Source organism: Acidovorax sp. GW823-FHT05D11 (assembly GCF_058795695.1).
Window position 1 is genome coordinate 3,041,186 of record NZ_CM179502.1, and the last position, 23,448, is coordinate 3,064,633.

21 protein-coding genes are annotated in these 23,448 nt (G+C 68.2%); 13 read left to right on the forward strand and 8 right to left on the reverse strand.

The features are described 5' to 3' along the window. Positions 1 to 38: 38 nt before the first annotated feature. The 3 genes from hemF to AC3RCE_RS14140 all read right to left on the reverse strand — a co-directional run bounded on the left by hemF (position 39) and on the right by AC3RCE_RS14140 (position 3,262). Entirely contained in the window at positions 39 to 1,007 is a 969-nt protein-coding gene (hemF, locus tag AC3RCE_RS14130; protein WP_218338490.1) for an oxygen-dependent coproporphyrinogen oxidase, read from the reverse strand. 142 nt (positions 1,008 to 1,149) lie between these two features. After that, positions 1,150 to 2,427, reverse strand: a complete 1,278-nt coding sequence (purD, locus tag AC3RCE_RS14135; RefSeq protein WP_492253279.1) for a phosphoribosylamine--glycine ligase — start codon at positions 2,425 to 2,427, stop codon at positions 1,150 to 1,152. A gap of 115 nt (positions 2,428 to 2,542) precedes the next feature. Further along, positions 2,543 to 3,262: a YebC/PmpR family DNA-binding transcriptional regulator gene (locus AC3RCE_RS14140; RefSeq protein ID WP_218294864.1), complete on the reverse strand. Its 720-nt coding sequence runs from the start codon at positions 3,260 to 3,262 to the stop codon at positions 2,543 to 2,545. Between the two features lie 80 nt (positions 3,263 to 3,342). Here AC3RCE_RS14140 and AC3RCE_RS14145 point away from each other — a divergent pair, with 80 nt between their 5' ends. From AC3RCE_RS14145 to AC3RCE_RS14180, 8 genes are all read left to right on the forward strand, one after another. Continuing rightward, complete coding sequence (locus AC3RCE_RS14145) at positions 3,343 to 4,866, forward strand: helicase HerA-like C-terminal domain-containing protein (RefSeq protein ID WP_492253280.1); 1,524 nt, start codon at positions 3,343 to 3,345, stop codon at positions 4,864 to 4,866. A gap of 190 nt (positions 4,867 to 5,056) precedes the next feature. Then, positions 5,057 to 5,863: a glycine-rich domain-containing protein gene (locus AC3RCE_RS14150; RefSeq protein ID WP_492253281.1), complete on the forward strand. Its 807-nt coding sequence runs from the start codon at positions 5,057 to 5,059 to the stop codon at positions 5,861 to 5,863. Between the two features lie 151 nt (positions 5,864 to 6,014). Continuing rightward, a complete protein-coding gene (locus AC3RCE_RS14155; protein WP_218338487.1) occupies positions 6,015 to 6,860 on the forward strand; it encodes an enoyl-CoA hydratase-related protein in 846 nt (281 codons plus the stop codon). A gap of 163 nt (positions 6,861 to 7,023) precedes the next feature. After that, entirely contained in the window at positions 7,024 to 8,016 is a 993-nt protein-coding gene (locus AC3RCE_RS14160; RefSeq protein ID WP_218294860.1) for a threo-3-hydroxy-L-aspartate ammonia-lyase, read from the forward strand. Positions 8,017 to 8,185: 169 nt separating this feature from the next. Next, on the forward strand, positions 8,186 to 8,815 hold the full coding sequence (gene upp / locus AC3RCE_RS14165) for a uracil phosphoribosyltransferase (RefSeq protein WP_218294859.1): 630 nt from the start codon (positions 8,186 to 8,188) through the stop codon (positions 8,813 to 8,815). A gap of 206 nt (positions 8,816 to 9,021) precedes the next feature. Next, positions 9,022 to 10,032, forward strand: coding sequence for a BMP family protein (locus tag AC3RCE_RS14170; protein ID WP_492253282.1), 1,011 nt, complete (start codon positions 9,022 to 9,024; stop codon positions 10,030 to 10,032). A 104-nt stretch (positions 10,033 to 10,136) separates the two neighbouring features. Continuing rightward, a complete protein-coding gene (locus AC3RCE_RS14175; RefSeq protein ID WP_255594649.1) occupies positions 10,137 to 11,108 on the forward strand; it encodes a 5'-methylthioadenosine/S-adenosylhomocysteine nucleosidase in 972 nt (323 codons plus the stop codon). Beyond that, on the forward strand, positions 11,105 to 12,676 hold the full coding sequence (locus tag AC3RCE_RS14180; protein WP_492253283.1) for an ABC transporter ATP-binding protein: 1,572 nt from the start codon (positions 11,105 to 11,107) through the stop codon (positions 12,674 to 12,676). Before AC3RCE_RS14175 ends, AC3RCE_RS14180 begins: the two co-directional genes overlap by 4 nt. 31 nt (positions 12,677 to 12,707) lie before the next feature. On the opposite strand, the gene AC3RCE_RS14185 is transcribed toward AC3RCE_RS14180, so the two are convergent. Continuing rightward, complete coding sequence (locus AC3RCE_RS14185; RefSeq protein WP_218341158.1) at positions 12,708 to 13,256, reverse strand: hypothetical protein; 549 nt, start codon at positions 13,254 to 13,256, stop codon at positions 12,708 to 12,710. A 101-nt stretch (positions 13,257 to 13,357) separates the two neighbouring features. On the opposite strand from AC3RCE_RS14185, the gene AC3RCE_RS14190 reads away from it, so the two are divergent. The 4 genes from AC3RCE_RS14190 (at position 13,358) to AC3RCE_RS14205 (ending at position 16,557) form a co-directional block, all read left to right on the forward strand. After that, positions 13,358 to 14,419: an ABC transporter permease gene (locus AC3RCE_RS14190; protein ID WP_218294855.1), complete on the forward strand. Its 1,062-nt coding sequence runs from the start codon at positions 13,358 to 13,360 to the stop codon at positions 14,417 to 14,419. Further along, positions 14,416 to 15,339 carry an ABC transporter permease gene (locus AC3RCE_RS14195; protein WP_218341156.1) on the forward strand — a complete coding sequence of 308 codons (924 nt, stop codon included), beginning with the start codon at positions 14,416 to 14,418 and terminating at the stop codon, positions 15,337 to 15,339. Before AC3RCE_RS14190 ends, AC3RCE_RS14195 begins: the two co-directional genes overlap by 4 nt. A gap of 83 nt (positions 15,340 to 15,422) precedes the next feature. Beyond that, positions 15,423 to 15,809, forward strand: a complete 387-nt coding sequence (locus tag AC3RCE_RS14200) for a hypothetical protein (protein ID WP_492253284.1) — start codon at positions 15,423 to 15,425, stop codon at positions 15,807 to 15,809. Between the two features lie 13 nt (positions 15,810 to 15,822). Then, on the forward strand, positions 15,823 to 16,557 hold the full coding sequence (locus AC3RCE_RS14205; RefSeq protein ID WP_492253285.1) for an AraC family transcriptional regulator: 735 nt from the start codon (positions 15,823 to 15,825) through the stop codon (positions 16,555 to 16,557). A gap of 64 nt (positions 16,558 to 16,621) precedes the next feature. Here the strand turns inward: AC3RCE_RS14205 and AC3RCE_RS14210 are convergent, their stop codons facing one another. After that, the gene (locus AC3RCE_RS14210) at positions 16,622 to 17,014 is read right to left on the reverse strand and encodes a VOC family protein (RefSeq protein ID WP_218294851.1); all 393 of its coding nucleotides are present in this window, start codon (positions 17,012 to 17,014) and stop codon (positions 16,622 to 16,624) included. 119 nt (positions 17,015 to 17,133) lie between these two features. Here AC3RCE_RS14210 and AC3RCE_RS14215 point away from each other — a divergent pair, with 119 nt between their 5' ends. Then, on the forward strand, positions 17,134 to 18,408 hold the full coding sequence (locus tag AC3RCE_RS14215; RefSeq protein WP_492253286.1) for an amidohydrolase family protein: 1,275 nt from the start codon (positions 17,134 to 17,136) through the stop codon (positions 18,406 to 18,408). A gap of 58 nt (positions 18,409 to 18,466) precedes the next feature. On the opposite strand, the gene AC3RCE_RS14220 is transcribed toward AC3RCE_RS14215, so the two are convergent. Genes AC3RCE_RS14220 through AC3RCE_RS14230 form a run of 3 tightly spaced genes read right to left on the reverse strand, consistent with a single transcriptional unit; the run spans position 18,467 to position 23,437 of the window. Next, a complete protein-coding gene (locus tag AC3RCE_RS14220; protein ID WP_492253287.1) occupies positions 18,467 to 19,600 on the reverse strand; it encodes an ABC transporter permease in 1,134 nt (377 codons plus the stop codon). Between the two features lies 1 nt (position 19,601). After that, positions 19,602 to 22,373, reverse strand: coding sequence for a ribosome-associated ATPase/putative transporter RbbA (gene rbbA, locus AC3RCE_RS14225; protein ID WP_492253288.1), 2,772 nt, complete (start codon positions 22,371 to 22,373; stop codon positions 19,602 to 19,604). Beyond that, positions 22,370 to 23,437, reverse strand: coding sequence for an HlyD family secretion protein (locus AC3RCE_RS14230; RefSeq protein WP_492253289.1), 1,068 nt, complete (start codon positions 23,435 to 23,437; stop codon positions 22,370 to 22,372). Before AC3RCE_RS14230 ends, rbbA begins: the two co-directional genes overlap by 4 nt. Positions 23,438 to 23,448 lie beyond the last annotated feature (11 nt).

Genomic DNA, 23,448 nt, shown 5'->3' on the forward strand with positions numbered 1-23,448 from the left:
TATAGCTTTTGCGGTGTTCACACCCTTGGACCCGGCTTTCAGGCGGTGGGGGCGGCACCTTCGGCAAGCCAGTCGCGGCGCACCAGGAACCTCTGCAACAGCGCCGCCTCGGCCGAATCGGCGGCATCGGAGCGCTGGTACGACCACGACACCAGCGGCGGCATGGACAACAAAATGGACTCGGTGCGCCCCCCCGACTGCAGGCCAAAGTGGGTGCCCCGGTCCCACACCAGGTTGAACTCCACATAGCGGCCCCGGCGGTAGAGCTGGAAGTCGCGCTCGCGCTCGCCAAACGGCAGGTTCTGGCGCTTCTCCACGATGGGCAGGTAGGCCTTGAGGAAGGCGTCGCCCACCGACTGCGTCATGGCCAGGCTCTGGTCAAAGCCCAGCTCCGAGAAGTCGTCATAGAACACCCCGCCCACGCCACGCTGCTCGCCGCGGTGCTTGAGGTAGAAGTATTCGTCGCACCACTGCTTGAAGCGTGGGTACTTGTCGTCGCCAAAGGCGCTGAGCGCATCGCGGCAGGTGCGGTGAAAGTGCACCGCGTCTTCCTCGAAGCCGTAGTACGGCGTGAGGTCCATGCCACCGCCAAACCAGCAGGTCGGCGCCTGCCCCGGATGGCCCGCCGCGATCATGCGCACATTCATGTGCACGGTGGGCACATAGGGGTTGCGCGGGTGGAAGACCAGCGACACGCCCATGGCCTCGAACGGCGCACCGGCCAGCTCGGGCCGGTGCTGCGTGGCCGAGGGTGGCAGCTGCGGGCCGCGCACATGGCTGAAGCCACAGCCCGCGCGTTCGAACACCCGGCCGCCCTCCAGGATCTTGGTGATGCCATCGCCCTGCAGCGGCTCGCCGGGCGGCTTGCTCCAGGCATCGGCCAGAAAGCGTGCACCGCCCTCTCCTTCCACGGCCTCGAGCGCATCGGTGATGCGCGCCTGCAGGCCCTGCAAGTAGCTGCGTACGGTCGCCACGGTCGTGGCCGGATTCAATCCAGGTTGTTGCATTTCAGTTGTCCATTGCCATCGGCGCCATGCGCTGCCGGTAAAACTGGCGCGGCCCAGGCCAGGGACGCCCAGCAAGGGCCGCCCCCGCGAGGGCGTCGTCCCCTGCGGGGGAAGGCGCCGCAGGCGACGACTCAGGAGGGGGCTATTTCACCGCGCGGAAACCAATGTCGCGGCGGTACTGCGCGCCATCGAACTGGATGCCACGCGCCACGTCGTAGGCACGCTGCTGCGCCTGCTTGACGCTGTCGGCCAGCACCGTCACGCACAGCACCCGGCCACCGGTCACGCTGACCACGCCGTCTTTCAGCTGCGTGCCGGCATGGAACACCACGGCATCGTCGGCCTCGGCGGGCAGGCCGGTGATGGGGTCGCCCTTGCGCGGGTTCTCCGGGTAGCCGTGGGCTGCCATGACCACGCCCAGCGCGGTGCGGCGGTCCCATTGCAGCTCCATCTGGTCGAGCTTGCCATCGGCCGCGGCGACCATCACATCGCTGAAATCGCTCTTGAGGCGCATCAGGATGGGCTGGGTCTCGGGATCGCCCATGCGGCAGTTGAATTCGAGCGTCTTGGGGTGGCCCTTGGCGTCGATCATCAGCCCGGCATACAGAAAACCGGTGTAGGGAATGCCGTCCTTTTCCATGCCCCGGATGGTGGGCAGGATGATCTCGCGCATGGCGCGGGCGTGCACGTCGGCCGTGACCACGGGCGCGGGCGAGTAAGCCCCCATGCCGCCGGTGTTGGGGCCTTCGTCGCCGTCTTTGAGGCGCTTGTGGTCCTGGCTGGTGGCCAGCGCCAGCACGTTCTTGCCATCGCACAGCACGATGAAGGAGGCTTCCTCGCCTTCGAGGAATTCCTCGATCACCACGCGCGCACCGCCTTCGTTGTGCGTTACGCCGTATTTGTTGTCCACCAGCATGAAGTCCACGGCATCGTGGGCCTCCTGCAGCGTCATGGCCACGACCACGCCCTTGCCAGCGGCCAGGCCGTCGGCCTTGATGACGATGGGGGCGCCCAGGCGGTCCACGAAGGCGTGGGCGGCGGCCGGGTCGGTGAAGGTGTCGTAGTCGGCCGTGGGAATGCCATGGCGGCGCATGAAGGCCTTGGAGAAGGCCTTGGAGCTTTCGAGCTGCGCAGCGGCCTTGGTGGGGCCGAAGATGCGCAGGCCGTTGGCACGGAACTCATCGACCACGCCGGCGGCCAGCGGCGCCTCGGGGCCTACCACCGTCAGCGCGATCTTCTCGGCCTGCGCCCATACGCGCAGCTCGCGCACGTCGGAGATGGCCACGTTGTCGAGCTTGGGGTTCAGCGCGGTGCCACCGTTGCCGGGCGCCACATACACCTTGGTCACCTTGGGGGACTGGCTCAGTTTCCACGCCATCGCGTGTTCACGGCCGCCGCCACCAATCACAAGTACTTTCATAGGAGCCTTTGGTGAACCCGGCCCGCAGCACCGGGCTGCGTGGCGGGGTTCGGGGAAATATCAGTCGGAAAACAGGTCAGCGCAAGAAAAAATCGGCGATCCAGCGGCGCCGAGGTCAGAGCGCGGCGTTGTGGTAGACCTCTTGCGTATCGTCCAGGTCTTCCAGCACGTCCAGCAGCTTTTGCATCCTGGCGGCGTCGTCGCCGGTCAGTTCAATGGTGTTCTCGGGCCGCATGGTCACGCCCGCCACCTCGGCAGTGAGGCCCGCCGCCTCCAGCGCGTTCTTCACGGCCTCGAAGTCGGCCGGAGCGGTCAGCACCTCCACGGCGCCATCGTCGTCGGTCACCACGTCTTCGGCGCCCGCCTCCAGCGCCACTTCCATCACCTTGTCCTCGCTGGTGCCAGGGGCAAAGATCAGCTGGCCGCAGTGTTTGAACTGGAACACCACCGAGCCTTCGGTCCCCATGTTGCCACCGTGTTTGCTGAACGCGTGTCGCACTTCGGCCACGGTGCGCACCCGGTTGTCGGTCATGGTGTCGATCATGATGGCCGCGCCGCCAATGCCATAGCCTTCGTAGCGGATTTCCTCGTAGGTCAGGCCTTCGGCGTTGCCCGTGGCCTTGTCGATGTTGTATTTGATGCGGTCGGCGGGCATGTTGGCCGCCTTGGCCTTGTCCACCGCCAGGCGCAGGCGGGGGTTGGCAGACAGGTCGCCGCCGCCCGAGCGGGCAGCCACGGTGATTTCGCGAATGATGCGGGTCCAGATCTTGCCGCGTTTTTCATCCTGCCGCCCCTTGCGGTGCTGGATATTCGCCCATTTGCTGTGTCCTGCCACGAGAGATCCTTTTGTATTGATTTAATCTACTGAGCGCGATTTTACTTTTTGCCGAACCTGTACCCCCGAGGAAACCCGAAATGGCCGAACCCCTGCTGATTGCCAAGCACGACACCATCGAATGCCACCTGCTTCCCGGGCTGGCCAACCGCCACGGGCTCATCACCGGCGCCACCGGCACGGGCAAGACCGTGACCTTGCAGACCCTGGCCGAGAACTTCTCGCGCATCGGCGTGCCGGTGTTCATGGCCGATGTGAAGGGCGACCTCACGGGCGCCAGCCAGCCCGGCAAGGTCGGCGACAAGCTGGCCGCCGTGCTCAAGGAGCGCGGCCTTCCCCTGCCCGCCCCCCTGGCCTGCCCCACCACGCTGTGGGACGTGTTCGGCGAACAGGGCCACCCGGTGCGCGCCACCGTGTCCGACATGGGCCCGCTGCTGCTGGGCCGCATGCTCAACCTCAATGAAACCCAGCTGGGCGTGCTCAACCTGGTGTTCAAGATCGCCGACGACAACGGCATGCTGCTGCTGGACCTCAAGGACCTGCGCGCCATGCTGCAGTACGTGGGCGACAACGCCAAGGAGTTCACCACCGAATACGGCAACGTGAGCGCCGCCAGCGTGGGCGCCATCCAGCGCGGGCTGCTGCAGATCGAGCAGCAGGGCGGCAGCGAGTTCTTCGGCGAGCCCATGCTCAACATCCAGGACTTCATGCAGACGGTGGACGGCCACGGCGTGGTCAACATCCTGGCGGCCGACAAGCTCATGAATTCGCCGCGCCTGTACGCCACTTTCCTCTTGTGGATGCTGTCCGAGCTGTTCGAGCAACTGCCCGAGATCGGCGACCCCGAGCAGCCCAAGCTGGTGTTCTTCTTCGACGAGGCCCACCTCCTGTTCAACGAGGCTCCCAAGGTGCTCATCGAGCGCATCGAACTCGTGGTGCGCCTGGTGCGCTCCAAGGGCGTGGGCGTGTATTTCGTCACCCAGAACCCGCTCGACATCCCCGACAGCGTGCTGGCCCAGCTGGGCAACCGCGTGCAGCATGCGCTGCGCGCCTTCACGCCCCGCGACCAGAAGGCCGTGAAGGCCACGGCCACCACCATGCGGCAAAAGCCGGGCCTCGACATCGAGACCGCCATCACCGAACTGGCCGTGGGCGAGGCGCTGGTGAGCTTTCTCGATGCCAAGGGCCGCCCGAGCATCACCGAACGGGTGTTCGTGCTGCCGCCCGGCAGCCAGCTCGGTCCCATCACGCCGCAGCAGCGCCAGATGCTGGTGGCCAACTCGCTGGTCGCGGGCGTGTATGAAAAGGTGGTGGACCGCGAGTCGGCCTACGAAAAACTCAAGGGCCGCGCGGCCGAAGCCAGTGCCCAGGCGCCAGCCAATGGCAGCAAAGGCACGCCCACCAACACGGAAGACAGCGGCGGCGGCCTGATGGGCGGGCTCAACGACGTGCTGTTTGGCACCACAGGCCCGCGCGGCGGCAAACGCGACGGCCTGGCCCAGACCATGGCCAAGTCGGCCGTGCGCACCATGGGCACCTCGCTGGGCAAGGAGATCCTGCGCGGAGTGCTGGGCAGCATCTTCGGCGGCAGCAAGCGCCGTTGACCACGGGCGGGGCGCAGATTCCCGCCCCTGCCCTGCGTCCCCGGCGCGGCACTGTCACCGCCGCTGCAGCAGGGTGGTGATGGTGCGGCGGGCACACCAGCCGTGCCCCCTGGCGACACCACCCGAAGTGTCATCAATCGGTCACAAAACCGCCGTGAAATCGCCACACAACAACAAAAAAGGAGGGACGATGAAACGCATCGACAACATGCTGCTGTGGTGGGCAAGCAAGGCCGTGCCGCTGGCGATTGCCGCGTGGGTGGTTGCCATCGCCGGGCTCCTGGGCGGCGCCTGGCGCCTGCGCTGGCCCTGGCTCCTGTATTTCCTTGCCACGGTCATCATCACGGCCCTGGCGATCCAGTGGACCCGCGCGGTGCGCCAGCGCACCATCCGCGAAGCCCCCCTGCCCCGCTTTCTGCAGCGCAAGCTGCGCGAAACCTACCCCCACCTGAACACGCGCGACTGCGAGCTGGTGGAGCGGGGCCTGCGCCAGTTCTTCATGGCCTGCCTGCGCGGCAACAAGCAGTTCGTGGCCATGCCCTCCAGGGCGGTCGACGTGCTGTGGCATGAGTTCATCCTGCACACCCAGGCCTACAAGCACTGGTGCCACCATGCGCTGGGCTTCTTCCTGCACCACACGCCCGCCGAGGCGCTGGGCGCGAAGGCCCGGCACAACGACGGCCTGCGCCGCTGCTGGTACTGGGTGTGCAAGGAGGAATCCATCGACCCCAAGGCCCCCAGCCGCCTGCCCCTGCTGTTCGCGCTGGATGCCAAGTTCGCCATCCCGGGCGGCTTTGCCTACGTGCCTGACTGCTCCGACATCGCCCGCAAGAGCGATGCGGGCGGCAGCGGCGGCGACAGCTACTGCGGCACCAGCTTCTCGGACGGCGGCTACAGCGGCAGCTCGGGAGACTTCGGCGGCGCCGACAGCTCGGATGGAGGCGGGAGCGACGGCGCAGGGGATGGCGGCGGCTGCGGCGGCGGGGGCGGCGATTGACGGGCCATGCCACGGCCGTCTGCCACCCTCGTGCAAACGCTCCTTATTTGATAGCTATTGGCGCTTGATAGATAAGGGCTTGAAGCCAGAATCATCCAAAGTCACCCAGGCGACGACACTGCCGGGGCCAGCGGGTCTACAGTGGCACCCCATGAACAAGACCCTCACCTGCTTCAGCCTCGGCATCTCCCAGCATGTCGCCCACCTGGTGATGAACCGGCCCGAGGCCATGAACACCATGCACCCTACGTTCTGGCGCGAGCTGGACGAGGTGCTGGCCCACCTGCAACAGGCGGGCGAGGCGCGCGCGCTGGTCATCAGCAGCACGGGCAAGCATTTCAGCGCGGGCATGGCGCTGGAGACCTTCGGCGGCGCCATCACCATGGACGACCAGAGCCCCGAAGGCCGCGCCGCCATCTTCGACCTGCTCACCGACATGCAGGCCACCTTCACCCGCATCGAGAACCTGCGCATTCCCGTGATCATGGCCATCCACGGCGGCTGCATCGGCGGCGCGGTGGACATGGTGACGGCGGCCTGCGTGCGCTACGCCACGGCGGATGCGTTCTTCTGCATCCAGGAAATCAACATCGGCATGGTGGCCGACGTGGGCACGCTGCAGCGCCTGCCCAAGCTCATCCCGCTGGGCGTGGTGAAAGAACTGGCCTACACCGGCCGCCGCCTGGACGCCGCCAGGGCCCTGGGCCACGGGCTGGTCAACGAGGTGTTCGACACGCAGGAGGCCATGCTGGCCGCCGCCCTGCAATGCGCCCAGGAGATCGCCGCCAAGCCCCCCGTCGCCATCTGGGGCACCAAGCAGGCCGTGAACTACGCGCGCGACCACAGCGTGGAAGACAGCCTGCGCCAGATGGGCTGGCTGCAGGGCGCCATCTGGAGCAACCAGCATGTGCGCGAGTCGGTCACGGCCATGAAGCAAAAGCGCGCGGGCGACTTCCCGGCCCTGGCGCCGCTGGTACGGTTCAGCGAACTGGGCTGAGAGCGCCGCGCCGCGAGACCGGCGCGAAAAATCAAAATTGATAGCTGCCCGCGCTGACAGGACAACCGGCAGAGGCCTTTTCGGCGCGCGGCGATCGCGTCTGGGGCTATCATGTGGCGAACACGGGCAACCCCCTGCCCGCCCCTGCCCCGAGGACGCCGCCATGACATTGCCCAGTCTGACCCCGCCCACCTACGACGACGTGGCCGCCGCCGCGCACCGGCTCAAGGGCATCGCGCACCGCACGCCGGTGCTGCGCTCCACCACCGCCGACGAAATGCTGGGCGCCCAGCTCTTCTTCAAATGCGAGAACCTGCAGCGCACGGGCGCGTTCAAGTTTCGCGGCGCCTTCAACACGCTCGCCCAGTTCACCGACGAGCAGCGCGAACGCGGCGTGCTGGCTTTCTCGGCCGGCAACCATGCGCAGGCGATCGCGCTGTCGGCCCGCCTGCTGGACATGCCCGTCGCCATCGTCATGCCCGAAGACGCGCCCGCCTCCAAGATGGCGGCCACGCGCGCCTATGGAGCCCAGGTCGTCACCTACGACCGCTACACCGAGGACCGCGAGGCCATCAGCCGCCGCCTGGCGCTGGAGCGCGGCATGACGCTGGTGCCTCCGTTCGACCATCCCCACGTCATCGCGGGCCAGGGCACCGCGGCGCTGGAGCTTTTTGAAGAAGTGCCCGACCTCGACTACCTGTTCGTGTGCGTGGGCGGCGGGGGCCTGCTGGCAGGCAGCCTGCTGGCCGCGGGCGCCCTGGCACCGCGCTGCCGCGTGATCGGCGTGGAGCCCGAAAACGGCAACGACGGCCAGCAGTCGCTGCGGGCGGGGCAGATCGTGCGCATCCCGACGCCGCACACCATCGCCGATGGCGCGCAGACCCAGGCGCTGGGCGAGCTCACCTTTCCCATCATCCGCGAGCGGGTGGAAGACATCCTGAGCGTGAGCGACGCCCAGCTCATGCAGTCCCTGCGCTTCTTCGCGGAGCGCATGAAGATCGTGGTGGAGCCCACGGGCGCCCTTGCCTATGCGGGCGCGCACGCGTTCTCGGGTGTCGATGACGGCGGCAAGCTGCTGCAGGGCGAACGGGTGGGCGTCATCATCAGCGGCGGCAATGTGGACCTGGCGCGCTATGCGCGGTTCCTGTCGGATTAGACTCACCCATGCGCCGCGCCGCCGCCGCCAGCCCCAGAGGGCGACGCCAGCGGCCCGCCACGGCCGGCCGCACGGCAGCCCGCAACCCTGACAGTGCCTGCCGCCAGCGCCTCTGTCAGGTAAAAATGCAGGCGCGCCTCTTTCCATCCCCCAAAACACAGGCCCAGCCATGAGCAACGTCACCGTCATCAACCACCCCCTCGTCCAGCACAAGCTCACGCTGATGCGCAAGAAGGACGCCAGCACCAACAGCTTTCGCCGCCTGCTGGGCGAGCTCAGCACGCTCATGGCGTACGAAGTCACGCGCGACATGCCCCTGCAGGACGTGCAGATCGAAACCCCGCTGGAGACCATGACCGGCCAGGTGATCGACGGCAAGAAGCTGGTACTGGTCTCCATCCTGCGCGCGGGCAACGGCTTCCTCGACGGCATGCTCAACGTGGTGCCCGGCGCCCGCGTGGGCCACATTGGCCTGTACCGCGACCCGGCCACGCTGCAGCCGGTGGAGTACTACTTCAAGATGCCGTCCGAAATGGACGAGCGCGACATCATCGTGGTGGACCCCATGCTGGCCACCGGCAACTCGGCCGCCGCCTGCGTGGACCGCCTGAAAAAACTCAATCCCCGCTCCATCAAGTTCGTGTGCCTGCTGGCCGCCCCCGAAGGCGTGGCCACGCTGCAAAAGGCCCACCCCGACGTGCCGATCTTCACCGCCGCCATCGACCGCGAACTGAACGACCACGGCTACATCCTGCCGGGGCTGGGGGATGCGGGGGACCGGATCTTCGGCACCAAGTAGGCGCACGGCACGCCATCGCGAACCAGCCACCGCGGGGCCAGGCCCTCCGGTGGTTTTTTTGGCGCGTCATTTTTTTACCAACTGGTGGCTTTCCTCTGGCAGACTTGCCTCCGGCCTCGTGCCACCGGGCGGCTGCCCATTGGCGCGCTCCTTGCTTGGCTGCTGACACCCATTCCTCCTTGTTTGCCTGTCTGAAGGACTCCACCATGACCACTCGCCGCATCTTCACCGGACGCCTGCTCTGCACTTCCATGGCCCTTTCGGCCGCCATGGGCCTGGCGCCCTCGCTGGCCCACGCGCAGTCCAAGATCAAGGTCGCGGCGATCTACACGGTGCCCTACGAGCAGCAGTGGGTGAGCCGCATCCACAAGGCACTGAAGGCCGCCGAAGCGCGCGGCGAGATCGAATACAAGGCCAGCGAGAACGTCTCCAACGCCGACTACGAGCGCGTGATGCGCGAGTACGCCACCGGCGGCAACCAGCTCATCGTGGGCGAGGCCTTCGCGGTGGAGACCGCCGCCCGCAAGGTGGCCAAGGACTTCCCCAAGACCTCGTTCCTGCTGGGCTCCTCGGGCAAGCCGCAGGCGCCCAATTTCAGCGTGTTCGACAACTACATCCAGGAGCCCGCCTACCTGTCCGGCATGGTCGCGGGCGGCATGACCAAGACGAACAAGATCGGCATGGTCGGCGGCTTCCCCATTCCCGAGGTCAACCGCCTGATGCACGCCTTCATGGCCGGCGCGAAGGAGACCAACCCCAAGATCGAGTTCACCATCACCTTCATCAACAGCTGGTTCGACCCGCCCAAGGCCAAGGAAGCCACCTTCGCCATGATCGACAAGGGCGCCGACGTGCTCTATGCCGAGCGCTTTGGCGTGTCCGACGCGGCCAAGGAGAAGGGCAAGCTGGCCATCGGCAACGTGATCAACACGCAGGACAAGTACCCCGACACCGTGGTCGCCTCCGCGCTGTGGCACATGGAGCCCAGCATCGAACGCGCCCTCAAGCTGGTCAAGGACGGCAAGTTCACGGCCGAGGACTACGGCCCCTACTCGATGATGAAGCACAAGGGCTCTGAATTGGCGCCGCTGGGCACGTTCGAGAAGAAGGTGCCCGCCGACATCGTGGCCAAGGTCAAGGCCAAGGAGGCCGACATCCTGGCCGGCAAGTTCAGCGTGAAGGTGGACGACAGCCAGCCCAAGTCCACGGCCAGGTAGGCACCCCGGCGCGCGGGCACCGGCTGCGCTGTGGCCTGCGCCGCCGTGCGCTGCGCTGCGCTGTACGATTTTTCCTTTTCTTCTTTTTCCCGACAAGGAGCGCCATGCCCGCACCGCTTTCCCACCGCCCCGAGACAACCGCCCTGGCCGCGCGGTGCATGCGCCTGCTGGGCGCCCTGGCCCTGGCCACGCTGGTGGCGGGTTGCGCCGCGATCGCGCCGGGCCAGGCGGCACGGCTGGACAGCACCCCGCGCATCGCCGTCATCTCGGCCTTTGCACCCGAGCTGACGGTGCTGCTGCCCCAGGTGCAGCAGCCGGCCAGGCACAGCGTCAACGGCGTGGAGTTCACCACCGGCACGCTCTCGGGCAAGCCCGTGGTGGTGTTCCTGTCGGGCATCAGCATGACCAACGCGGCCATGAACACGCAATTGGTGCTGGACCGCTTCAACGTGAGCCACATCGTCTTTTCCGGCATCGCCGGCGGCGTGAACCCCGGCCTGCACATTGGCGACGTGACCGTGCCCGCGCAGTGGGGCCAGTACATGGAATGGCTGATGGCGCGTGAAGACCAGCCCGGCCAGTACAGCGCCCCCGCGTGGATGAAAAGCGAGCTGACGATGCCCGCCTTCGGCATGATGCATCCGCGCCCGGTCGAGGTGAGGTCGGCGGCCAAGCCCGGCATCACCAAACAGTTCTGGTTTGAGGCGGACCCCCAAATGCTGGCCACCGCGCGCGGCCTGCAGGACGTGGGCCTGGCGCATTGCCTGGCCAGCACCTGCCTGAAACAGCGCCCGCAGCTCGTGGTGGGCGGCAACGGTGTGTCGGGCCAGGCCTTCGTGGACAACAAGGCTTTCCGCGAATACGCGTTCAAGACCTTCGAGGCCAATGTGCTCGACATGGAGACCGCCGCCACCGCCATGGTGGCCCACAGCAACGGCGTGCCCTACATCGCCTTTCGCTCGCTGAGCGATCTGGCCGGTGGTGGCGAAGGCGAGAATGAAATGGGCACCTTCATGGGCCTGGCGGCGGCCAATTCCGCCAAGGTGCTGCTGGCCTTTCTCTCGAACTGGAAATGACGGACCCCTCCGGCCCCGTCCTGCGGCTGCAGGGCATCACCAAACGCTTCGGCAAGCTGGTGGCCAACGACGGCATCAGCCTTGCGCTGCAGCGCGGCGAGGTGCTGGCACTGCTGGGGGAGAACGGGGCGGGCAAGTCCACGCTGATGTCCATCCTGTTCGGCCACTACGTGGCCGACGCGGGCCACATCGAGGTCTTCGGCCAGCCGCTGCCGCCCGGCCAGCCACGCGCGGCGCTGGCGGCGGGCATCGGCATGGTGCACCAGCATTTCACCCTGGCCGACAACCTCACGGTGCTGGACAACGTGCTGCTGGGCACCGAGCCCTTGTGGCAGCCCTTCTCACGGCGCGCGGGTGCGCGCGAGCGCCTGCTGGCGGTGTCCCGCCAGTTCGGCCTGCCCGTGCGGCCCGAGGCGCTGGTGGGCGGCCTCTCGGTCGGCGAGCGCCAGCGCGTGGAGATCCTCAAGGCGCTGTACCGGGGCGCGCGCATCCTCATCCTGGACGAACCCACCGCCGTGCTCACGCCGCAGGAAAGCGAAGCACTGTTCGACACGCTCGCGCAGATGGTGGCGCAGGGCCTGTCCATCATCTTCATCAGCCACAAGCTGGCCGAGGTGCTGCGCGTATCGCACCGCGTGGCCGTGCTGCGCCAGGGCAAGCTCGTGGCCGAGGCGCCCGCGCAGGGCACCACGCAAGGCCAGCTCGCGCAGTGGATGGTGGGCCATGCCATCGAGGCCAGCGAACGCCGCCCCGCCCGGAGCGTGGGTGCGCCGGTGTGCGCGCTGGCCAACGTATCCACGGCATCCACGGGTCGTGATCGGCTGCAGGGCGTATCGCTCACCCTGAACGCCGGCGAGATCGTCGCCATCGCCGGTGTCTCGGGCAATGGCCAGGTGGCGCTGGCCGATGTGCTGTGCGGCGTGCGCGCCGCCACCGCCGGCCAGGTCACGCTGCTGGGCACGCCGCTGCAGGCCCGCCCGGCTTGGGTGGTGGACCAGGGAGTGGCCCGCATCCCCGAGGACCGCCATGCCGTGGGCGTGGTGGGCGACCTGCCAGTGTGGGAGAACGCCGTGTCCGAACGCCTGCGCAGCCACTGGTTCGCCCACCCCTGGTTCCGGGCCTTCTGGGTCAAGCGCGGCGCCGCGCGCCAGCATGCCCAGCGCGTGGCCGAGACCTTCGACGTGCGCGGCGGCGGGCCCGACACCCCTGCCCGCGCGCTCTCGGGCGGCAACATGCAAAAGCTCATCCTGGGCCGCGCCCTGCTGCCGCCCTACGACGCCAGCCAGAGCGCCCCTGCGCCGCGCCTCATCGTGGCCCACCAGCCCACCTGGGGGCTCGATATCGGCGCCGTCACCTTCGTGCAGCAGCAGCTCATCAACGCGCGCGACGGCGGTGCCGCCGTGCTGCTGATCTCGGACGATCTCGACGAGGTGCTGGCCCTGGGCGACCGCGTGGCGGTGATGCACGAGGGGCACCTGAGCGCAGCGCGGCCCGCAGAGGGCTGGACGCGCGAGGCCATCGGCCTGGCGATGGCGGGCGCCGCCAGCAGCGCGGAGGAAACCCCGTGACTGCGCAGGCGCCGATTCAGCGCCCGGGCCCTTACCCGCCGCCCATGCCAGCCAGTGTCCTGAAGACAAGCCAGGTGAACACCAGGGCCGGCAGGTACAGCGCGGAGGCGATGGACAGCTCCCACCACGACAGGGCGCGCCGCCACCACACGCCGAGCATCACGGGCGCACACCCCATCACCATCAGGATGATGGATGGAAAGAACCACACCCCCGCCAACAGGAACAGGGGCGCCCACAGCAGCACGCGGCTGATCTTGAAGGCCATGGGCCGGCCGCTGCGCCAGGTATGCAGCAGCAGGCCGAGAAAGCCTGCCACCAGGGCCGACACCACGCCGATGGTGATGCGCCTGTGCCGCACCCGACCTTCTTCCTGCAGCCTGCGTGTGTGGTCCAGCCATTCGTTGATGTCGGCGGTGTATTCCGCTTCGTTCTTCAGCGGCAGGTCCGGCGGGGCGACCGGCGCAGCCGTTGCCGGGCCCTCGCCGGTCAATGCCTGTGCCATGGCACCTGCGCAGCCCAGCGCCAGCGCGCCGCACAGCAACAGGCGCCCAAGCCATCCCCACACCAGGTTTTGCATGATCTCTCCCTCCCGTTATTGGCGGCCTGCGTGGTGCAAGCCGAACGTCGCCGCCGCGGATGGTAATCCGATGCCCTCCATTCCCCACGAAGCGCCGACCCATGCGGCTTGAAAAACGCAACCACATCTCCCCCGCCGCCTACGTAGCGGCGCCGGTGGGCGCCGTGGTGTTCACCCTCGTCATCAGCGGCCTGCTGGTGCTGTGGGCCGGCGCGCCCGTGGGCCAGACCTATGCACTGCTCGTCAAGGGCGCCTTCGGCTCGGTCTTCGCGCTGACCGAAACCCTCACGCGCGCCACGCCGCTGATCCTGACCGGGCTGGCCGCGGCGGTGGCCTTTCGCGCGCGGCTGTTCAACATCGGTGCCGAGGGGCAGCTGTATGCCGGCGCGCTGGCCGCAGTGGCCGTGGGCGGCCTGCATGGCGGCACGGGGCTGGAATGGTCGCCCTGGCTGCTGTTCCCGGCGATGATGCTGGCGGCGGCCCTGGCCGGCGCCCTGCTGCTGCTGGGCCCGGCACTCATGAAGTCGCGCCTGGGGGTGGACGAGGTGGTGACCACGCTGCTGCTCAACTTCATCATGCTGCTGCTGGTCTCGGCCCTGCTCGACGGCCCCATGAAAGACCCGCTGTCCATGGGCTGGCCGCAGAGCGTGGCGCTGCAGGGAGACCTGGAGCTGTCCAGGCTGGTGCCGCAGACGCGCCTGCACACGGGACTGCTGTGGGCCATCGGCCTGGCACTGATCCTCTGGGCCATCCTGCGGCGCACGGTGCCGGGCTTCGACATCCGCGCGGCCGGTGCCAATGCGCGGGCCGCCGCGTTTGCCGGCGTGCCCATCACCCGCACCGTGGTGCTGGTGGCCCTGCTCTCGGGCGGGCTGGCGGGGCTGGCCGGTGCCATCGAGGTGGCGGGCCGCACCGGCTACGTCACGCTCGACATGTCGCCGGGCTATGGCTACAGCGGCATCGTGATCGCCATGCTGGCCGGGCTGCACCCGCTGGGCGTGATCGCGGCGGGCACCTTCGTGGCCGGCGTGCTGGTGGGTGCCGACAGCATGAGCCGCGCGGTGGGCGTGCCCACCTACATCGCCGACGTGATCGTGGCCACCTCGCTCATCGCGGTGCTCGTCGCCACCCTGCTCACGCAGTACCGGGTGAGGTGGAAATGACCGAACTCCTCGACATCCTGGCCAATCCGGCCTTCTGGATCGCCACCTTGCGCGTGGCCACGCCGCTCATCCTGGGCACGCTCGGGGTGCTGCTGTGCGAGCGCGCCGGCGTGCTCCACCTGGGCATCGAGGGCATCATGGTGGCGGGCGCCTTCACGGGCTGGCTCACGGTGTACGCCGGGCACGGCCTGTGGACCGGGGTGCTGGTGGCGGCGCTCACGGGGGGCGTGTTCGGGCTGCTGCATGCCTGGCTCACGGTGGGGCTGGCGCTGTCGCAGCATGTCTCGGGCCTGGGCATCACGCTGCTGGCCACGGCGCTCAGCTACTACGGCTACCGCGTGAGCTTTCCGAAGGTGAACACGCCGCCCACCATCGAGCCCTTCGCCGCCATGGATTGGCTGGGCGTGCCCATTCTCTCAGCGCAGACGCCACTCACGCTGCTGGCGCTGGCCCTGGTGCCGATACTGGCCTGGGTGCTCATGCGCACGCCGCTGGGCCTGGCCGTGCGCATGGTGGGCGAGAACCCGCAGGCCGCCGAGGGCCAGGGCATCCCGGTGGCGGCCACGCGCACGGGGGCCATCGTGGCGGGCTCGGCGTTGATGGGTGTGGCGGGGGCCTTCCTCACGCTGTCGGCGTTCAACGCTTTCTTCTTCAACATGGTGAACGGGCGCGGCTGGATCTGCGTCGCGCTGGTGGTGTTCGCGTCGTGGCGCCCCGGCAAGGCACTGCTGGGCGCGCTGCTGTTCGCTTTTTTCGATGCGCTGCAGCTTCGGCTGCAGCAGGCGGGCGGCGCGTGGCTTCCGTACCAGGTGTATCTGATGCTGCCCTACCTGCTCTCCATACTGGCCCTGGTGCTGGTGGCGCGCAAGGCAGCGTACCCGCAGGCGCTGATGAAGCCCTACCGCAAGGGCGAGCGGTGAGGCGCGCGCCCAGCCCCATCGCGCCTTGGCTGGCGGCCGCGCTGCTGGCCTGTGCGGGGCATGCCCACGCGCTGGGGCAAGACATGCCGTATGAATCCTTCACCGCCGCGCCCGATGTGGACTGGGTCAAGGTTTGCGGTCAGTGGCCCGCCCCGGTGCATCCGGGTGAAGGCGGCGGCACGTACCGCATCGTGCACGCCACGCGCTACGCGCAGTCTTTCCTCTACCTGCAGTGGATCGCGCGGGACCGCACCGACAGCGCCGCCGCGGTTCACACCGAGGGTTTTGCGCAGATCAACAACGACCATGCCGCCATCACCCTGAGCCAGATGAGCTGCCTGCCCACGCGCCGGGGCATTCGCTTCACAGCGCGGGCGCAGTCTGGCCATGACAACAGTGTGTTCCGTATCACCATCGACGCAGGACACAACCCGGGCGAGGTGCGCTTTCGCACCACACAAAAGCGCTGACGGCGGGCCTGCCATGCCAGACGTGCCGCCTTCTCTCAGCACCAGCCCCTTGCTGCCACTGACCGTGCTGGCGCGCTGGCAGTTCGACACCACCGATGCCAGTGCCACCACGGTGCTGCCCGATGGCTGCAGCGACCTCATCCTGCATGTGGAGGCTTGCGGGCACTCCGCCTGGCATATCTCACCACTGGCCGACGCTGCCATGGAGGTGCCCGGACGCGCTGGCGAGCAGTGGCTGGGCTACCGCCTGTGTCCCGGCACCACCATCGATGCAGCAGCATTGCTGCAGTCCGCACGGGCCATCTGGCACCAGCACAGGCGCCGCGCTGGGCCACGCTCCTGCGGCCTGGGCCACGACACCACGGCGCTGGAAGCCTTGCTGCTGGAGGCCATCGACCACCACACCGAAAGGGATCCACGCGTCCAAGAGGCGCTACACGCGCTGGCGCATGCAGCCACGGTGGGCGCGGCAGCACACGGCCTAGGGGTGTCCGAACGCACGTTGGAGCGCCTGACCCAACGCTCCACCGGCCAATCGCCCCGCTTCTGGCGCGCGCTGGCCCGCGTGCGCCGTGCAGCGCAGGCGCTCGGCACGGCCAAACCGCTGGCGGAGATTGCAGCCGACAACGGCTACGCCGACCAAGCCCACTTCCACCGCGACTGTCTGCGCTGGCTTGGGCAGACGCCTGCAGCGCTGCGCCGCACACCACAACTGCTGGCCACGGTGGCGCAGGCGGGCTATGGCTGAATTGCATGTGAAACCCACGCCGCGGGGCCGGCACCACCGTCTACGCCTGCGCCACCACGACCGTTCAAACGGCTGGCGGCCCCATGGGCGTGCACAGCTCCACCAGCGCGCCGTTGATGTCCGCGACATAGGCCACCGTCTGGCCCCAGGGCATCTGCCCGGGCGCCTGCACCAGCCGGGCACCGGCATCCACCGCGCGCTGCACGGCAGCAGCCACGTCGGTGGTGGTGAACGCGATCTCGAAACTGGGCGCCTCGGCCGACGCGCGCTGCGGGTTCTTGCCCAGCTCGGCCATCAGCCGCAGCGACGAGAAGGCCAGCGCGGTGGCGCCCGTGTCCAGCTCGCCGAAGTCGCCAGCCTCGTGCACGAAGCGGCGGGTGAAGCCGAAGGCGGCCTCATAAAAAGCGATGGTCCTGGGAACATCTTCGACGTAGAGAATGGTGTAGCCAAATTGCATGAAGACTGCCTTTGCAAAAATGCGCTGAAATAGATGCGCCCTGTGAGACACCCAGCTTAGGCACAAAGCCCGCCACGGTCTTGAAAAAACCCGACACCCCGACACCAGACGCCCCCAACATGCTCGACCTGCTCATCACCCACGCCACCCTGCCCGACGGCCGCCAGAACATGTCGATTGCCGTGCAGGACGGCCGCATCGCCGAGGTGACCGAGGGCCTGCAAGCCCCCGCGCACGAAACAGTGGATGCGGGCGGCCTGCTCGTCAGCCCGCCGTTCGTGGACGCGCATTTCCACATGGATTCGACCCTGAGCTACGGCCAGCCGCGCGTGAACGAGAGCGGCACGCTGCTCGAAGGCATTGCGCTGTGGGGCGAACTCAAGCCGACCCTCACGCACGATGCCATCGTGGAGCGCGCCCTGCGGTATTGCGACATGGCCGTGGCGCGCGGGCTGCTGGCCGTTCGCAGCCATGTGGACACCAGCCACGCCAGCCTGCTGCCCGTGCAGGCCCTGCTGGAGGTGAAGCAGCGCGTGGCGCCGTACCTGGATTTGCAGCTGGTGGCCTTCCCCCAAGACGGCGTGCTGCGCGCGCGCGGCGGGCTCGACAACCTGAAACGTGCGCTGGACCTGGGCGTGGACGTGGTGGGCGGCATTCCGCACTTCGAACGCACCATGGCGCAGGGGGCCGAGAGCGTGAAGATCCTGTGCGAACTGGCTGCCGAACACGGCAAGCGCGTGGACATGCACTGCGACGAATCCGACGACCCGCACTCGCGCCATGTCGAAACCCTGGCTTTTGAAACCCTGCGCCTGGGCCTGCACGGCCGTGTGACGGGCTCGCACCTCACCTCCATGCACAGCATGGACAACTACTACGTGAGCAAGCTCATCCCCCTGATGGCCGAGGCCGATCTGGGCGTGGTGGCCAACCCTCTCATCAACATCACCTTGCAGGGCCGCCACGACACCTACCCCAAGCGCCGGGGCATGACCCGCGTGCCCGAGCTGATGGCTGCCGGTCTCACCGTCGCTTTCGGCCACGACTGCGTGCTGGACCCCTGGTACAGCGGCGGCAGCGCCGACATGCTGGAGGCCGCGCACATGGGCCTGCATGTGGGCCAGATGACCAGCCAGGCCGCGATGCGGCAGTGTTTTGACGCGGTGACGGTGAACCCGGCACGCCTGCTGGGCCTGGAGGGCTATGGCATTGCGCCCGGCTGCCATGCAGACTTGGTATTGCTGCACGCACGCACCCCTGTCGAGGCGATTGCGTTGCGGGCCACCCGCCTGGGCGTGTGGCGGCGGGGCCAGCGGCTCGCCAGCAGCCCGGCACCCGTGGCGCAACTGCACCTGCCGGGGCGGCCCGACAGCGTGGATTTCACGTCCAACTAGCCCCTGGCGCTTGTTCTTCAAACGCTGGCAGCTATGCATTCGATAGCAATCACGGCATTCACGCCATGCGCGCAATCGTCTTGCGAAACCGCGCCAGCGCCAGGCTGAACAGCACCGCCCCAATGCCCAGCAGCCACACCAGCGATGGCCACACCACCGCCCAGCCCGCGCCACGGTAGAGGATGGCCTGGGCCAGCTCGGTGAAGTGCGTGGTGGGCGCCAGGGCCATGCCGTACTGCACCCACAGCGGCATGCTCTCGCGCGGGGTGACGCCGCCCGACAGCATCTGCAGCGGCATCATCACCAGCACCATCAGCAAGCCAAACTGCGGCATGCTGCGCGCCACCGTGGCCATGAAGATGCCCATGGAGGTGGTGGCAAACAGATGCAGCGTGGCCCCCAGCAGAAACAGCGGTACCGAGCCCTCGATGGGCACACCAATCGCCCAGCGGATCACCGCCGTGAGCGACACCCAGGTAGCCACCAGCACCACCAGCGCCATGGCCCAGACCTTGGCCAGCATGATCTCGCCGGGGGTGACGGGCATGACCAGCAGGTGCTCCACCGTGCCATGCTCGCGCTCGCGGATCAACGCGGCGCCGGTGAGGATGATGGAGAGCATGGTCACGATGTTGATCAGCTCCATCAGCGAGCCGAACCACGCGGGGTTCAGCGCCGGGTTGAAGCGCGAGCGCACCGTGAGCTCGATGGGCTGCTCGGCCACGGTGCGGTCGCGCTGCACGAACTCGGCCACCTCCAGCTGCACGATCTGCTGCACCGCCCCATTGGCCGCGAACGCCTGCCCCATGCGCGTGGCGTCGATGTTGAGCTGCACCTGCGGCACCCGGCCCGCCAGCACGTCGCGCTGGAAGTGGGCGGGGATGTGCAGCACCAGCGTGAAGCGGCCGGCGTCCAGGCTCGGGTCCACCTCGCGCATGCTGATCATGGCGGGGCGCGTGAACTGGGGGGCGTAGAACGCGGTGGCGATGCGCTGGGACAAGGCCGAGTCGTCCTCGTCCACGATGGCAATGGGCACGTGGTGCAGCGTCTCGGGCTGCGCCATGCCCGCAGAGTACACCGCGAGTGTGGTGGTGTAGACGATGAGGAACAGCATGGCCGGGTCGCGCCACAGGCTCCACAGCTCCTTGATGCCTAACCGAAAGATGTTGGACCACCGTCCACGCAGCGCCATGTCAGGTCTCCTGCTTCTTCAGCAAGGCAATGGCGGCACCGACGATGACCGGCACCGCCACCAGCATGGGCCAGAACTCGGCCTGCAGGTCCTGCAATCCCAGCGCCTTGTTGAACACGCCCCGGCTGATGGTGAACATGTGGCTGGCCGGGTAGACCTCGCCCACCCAGCGCGCAAACCCCGTCATGGACGACACCGGGTTGATGAGCCCCGCAAACTGCACGGCGGGAATGATGGTGCCCACCATGGCGAAGAACATCGCCGCGATCTGGCTGCGCGTGACGGTGGAGGCCAAGAGGCCCATGCCCGTGGAGCACAGGCTGAACACCACGGCGGCCAGCGTCAATGTGGCAAAACTTCCCGTCATCGGCACGCCAAACACCGTCACCGCCGCCAGGCACATCAAGCCAAAGTTGAACAGCGCCAGCAGCACATAGGGCAGCTGCTTGCCCAGCATGAATTCGGTGCGTGTGGTGGGCGTCACATACAGGTTGATGATGGAGCCCAGCTCCTTCTCGCGCACCACGGCCAGGGCGGTGAGCATGGCGGGCAGCATGAGCAACAGCAGCGGGATCACGGCAGGCACCATGGACGGCAGGCTGCGCACGTCGGGGTTGTAGCGGTAGCGCGGCTCCACCTCCAGCAGGCCCCGGGGCACCACGCCCGTGCGGCTGCGGCTTTGCTCCACCAGCCATTGCTGGTGCAGGCCCTGGGCGTAGCCGATGACGGTTTCGGCGCGCTGGGGCATGGCCCCGTCCACCCAGGCACCGATCTGCACCGGCTGGCCGCGCGCCACGTCGCGCGCAAAGCCGGGCGGGATCTCCAGCGCCAGCGATATCTCGGCGGAGCGCATGCGCGCGTCCAGCTCGGCGTAGGTGGCAATCGGCGGCTGCTCGGTGAAGTAGCGCGAGCCCGCGAGGTTCAGCGTGTAGGCGCGGCTCAACGCGGTCTGGTCGCGGTCCAGCACGGCAAAGCGCAGGTTCTCCACGTCCATGCTGATGCCGTAGCCCATCACGAACATCAGGATCAGCGAGCCCAGCAGCGCCATGGCGCCCCGCACGGGGTCGCGGCGCAGCTCCAGCGATTCGCGCCACTGGGTGCTGTGGATGCGGGCCAGGCTTTGGCGCAGGCGGATGGGCCAGGTGGGGGCGTCGGGGGCATGCACGGGCGATAGTGCAGCGGGCTCCGCAGCCTGCACAGGCACAGGGGCTGGGGCCGTTCCCGCAGCATCTTCCAGGTAGCCGATGAAGGCTTCCTCCAGCGTGGCAGCACCGCGCTTGGCCACAATCTCCTGCGGCGCGGCGCTCTCCAGCACACGCCCCGCGTGCATCAGCGAGATGCGGTCGCAGCGCTCGGCCTCGTTCATGAAGTGGGTGGAGATGAAGATGGTGACCTTGTCGCGCCGCGCCAGCTCCACCATCAGGCGCCAGAAGTTGTCGCGCGCCATCGGGTCCACGCCCGAGGTGGGCTCGTCCAGGATCAGCAGCTCGGGCTGGTGCACCATGGCCACGGCCAGCGACAGACGCTGGCGCATGCCCAGCGGCAGCTTCATGGGCAGTGCACTGCGCGCGGCCTGCAGGTCAAAACGCTCCAGCATGGCCGTCACGCGCGCGGGCACCTCGGCCTCGGGCACATGGAACAGGCGCGCGTGCAGCACCAGGTTCTGCTCCACCGACAGCTCGCTGTACAGCGAAAACGCCTGCGACATGTAGCCCACGCGCCGCCGCGTGGCCATGTCCTTGGGGTCCACCGGCTGGCCAAACAGCCAGGCCTGCCCGTCGCTGGCGGGCAGCAGGCCGGTGAGCATCTTCATGGTGGTGGACTTGCCGCAGCCGTTGCTGCCCAAGAAGCCAAAGATCTCGCCCCGCTGGATGCGAAAGCTCACATGGTCCACCGCCACAAAGTCGCCAAAGCGCATGGTCAGGTCGCGCGCCTCGATGGCGACGTTGGCAGCGTCGTCTGCCTGCGACCGGTCCAACGGCGGAATCTGCACCGCCCGGTGGCCCCGGCGCTTGGCCTCGGGCAGCAGGGCCACAAAGGCCTGCTCCAGCGCATCGTGCCCAGTGCGGGCCATCAGCTCGGCGGGTGTGCCGGTGGCCAGAATGCGCCCTTCGTCCATGGCCACCAGCCATTCAAAACGCTGCGCCTCTTCCATGTAGGCCGTGGCCACGATCACGCTCATGCCGGGCCGCGCGGCGCGGATGCGGCCGATCAAATCCCAGAACTGCGCGCGCGCCAGCGGGTCCACGCCGGTGGTGGGCTCGTCCAGGATCAGCAGGTCGGGGTCGTGGATGAGCGCGCAGCACAGGGCCAGCTTCTGCTTCATGCCGCCCGAGAGCTTGCCCGCTGGCCGCGCCAAGAATGGATACAGCCCCGTGCTGCGCGTGAGCTGGTCAATGCGGCGGCGCCGCTCGGCCGCGTCGTGCCCGAACAGGCGGCCAAAAAACTGCAGGTTTTCTTCCACCGACAGCGTGGGGTACAGGTTCTTGCCCAAGCCCTGGGGCATGTAGGCGATGCGGGGGCACACCCGGCTGCGGTGGCGGCTTTGGGCCATGTCGCCGCCCAGCACCTCCACGGTGCCCTGCTGCACCGCCCGCGCGCCCGCCACCAGGGCCAGCAGGCTGGACTTGCCCACGCCATCCGGCCCGATCAGGCCCACCATGCGGCCGGCGGCCACCTCCAGGTCGATGCCCTCCAGCGCCACCGTGCGCCCGTAGCGCTGGCCCACGCCGCGCAGGCGGGCCACGGGTGCAGCGCCGGCCGCTGGGTTCACTGGCCAGCCTTGACGGCGAGTTCTGCGGGCCACTCCACCGCAGGGTCCACCCGCAGCCAGGCCACGCCGGGCAGTCCGGTCTTGACCTGTTCCTGGTGGCGCAGCAGCAGCGCCTTGTCGATCTGCGCGCGCACGCGGAACATGAGCTTCTGGCGCTCGCTCGCGGTTTCCACCGTCTTGGGAGTGAACTGCGCGGTGCTGGCCACGAACGACACGGTGGCCGGGATCACGAAGCCCGGCGCGGCATCGAGCACGATGCGCACCTCGCTGCCCAGCGCCACGCGGCCCGCCACGGTCTCGGGCAAAAAGAAGGTCATGTACACGTCGCTCAGGTCCACCAGCTGCAGCACGCGCGCACCCGCACCCACCACCTCGCCGGGCTGCACCACGCGGAACTGGACGCGGCCATCGCGCGGCGCCTTGAGCTCGCTGTCGGCCAGCTCCACATCGATGCGGGCCAGCGTGGCCTGCAGCGCGCGCACATTGGCCTCGGCGCTGGTCACCTGCGTGCGCGACGCACCGATGCCCGCCTGCGCGGCCTTCGCCTGGGCTTTTGCAGCGGTCACAGCGGCTTGCTGGCTGCGCACCTTGGCGCGGTCGTCGTCGAGCAACTGGCTGGAGAAAAAGCCCTCGCGCGCCAGCTGCTCGGAGCGCGGCAGGCGGCGGCGGGCGGTGTCGAGGTCGCTCTCGCGCTGGGCCACCACGGCCAGCGCGGCCTGGTAGTCGCTATCACGCTGGGCCACCTGCACCTGGGCACTGCCGATGGCCAGCTGCGCCTGCTGCAGCCGGGCCACGGCCTCTTCGCGCTGGGCCTGCAGGCTGTCGATCTGCATGCGGGCCAGGGGTTGCCCGGCTTTCACGAAGTCGCCCTCGGCCACCAGAACCTCCAGCACCCGCCCGGCGAGCTTGGTGGCCACGGCGATCTCGGTGGCCTCGATGCGGCCGTTGCCGCTCACGAAGCCGGGGCCTGGCCCTTTGGCCTGCCAGGGTGCCCAGTGCAACAGCAACCCTCCTCCCAGCAGCACCACGGCCAGAGCCGCTGCTGTCTTCCAATGCTTGCTCATGGTCCATCCTT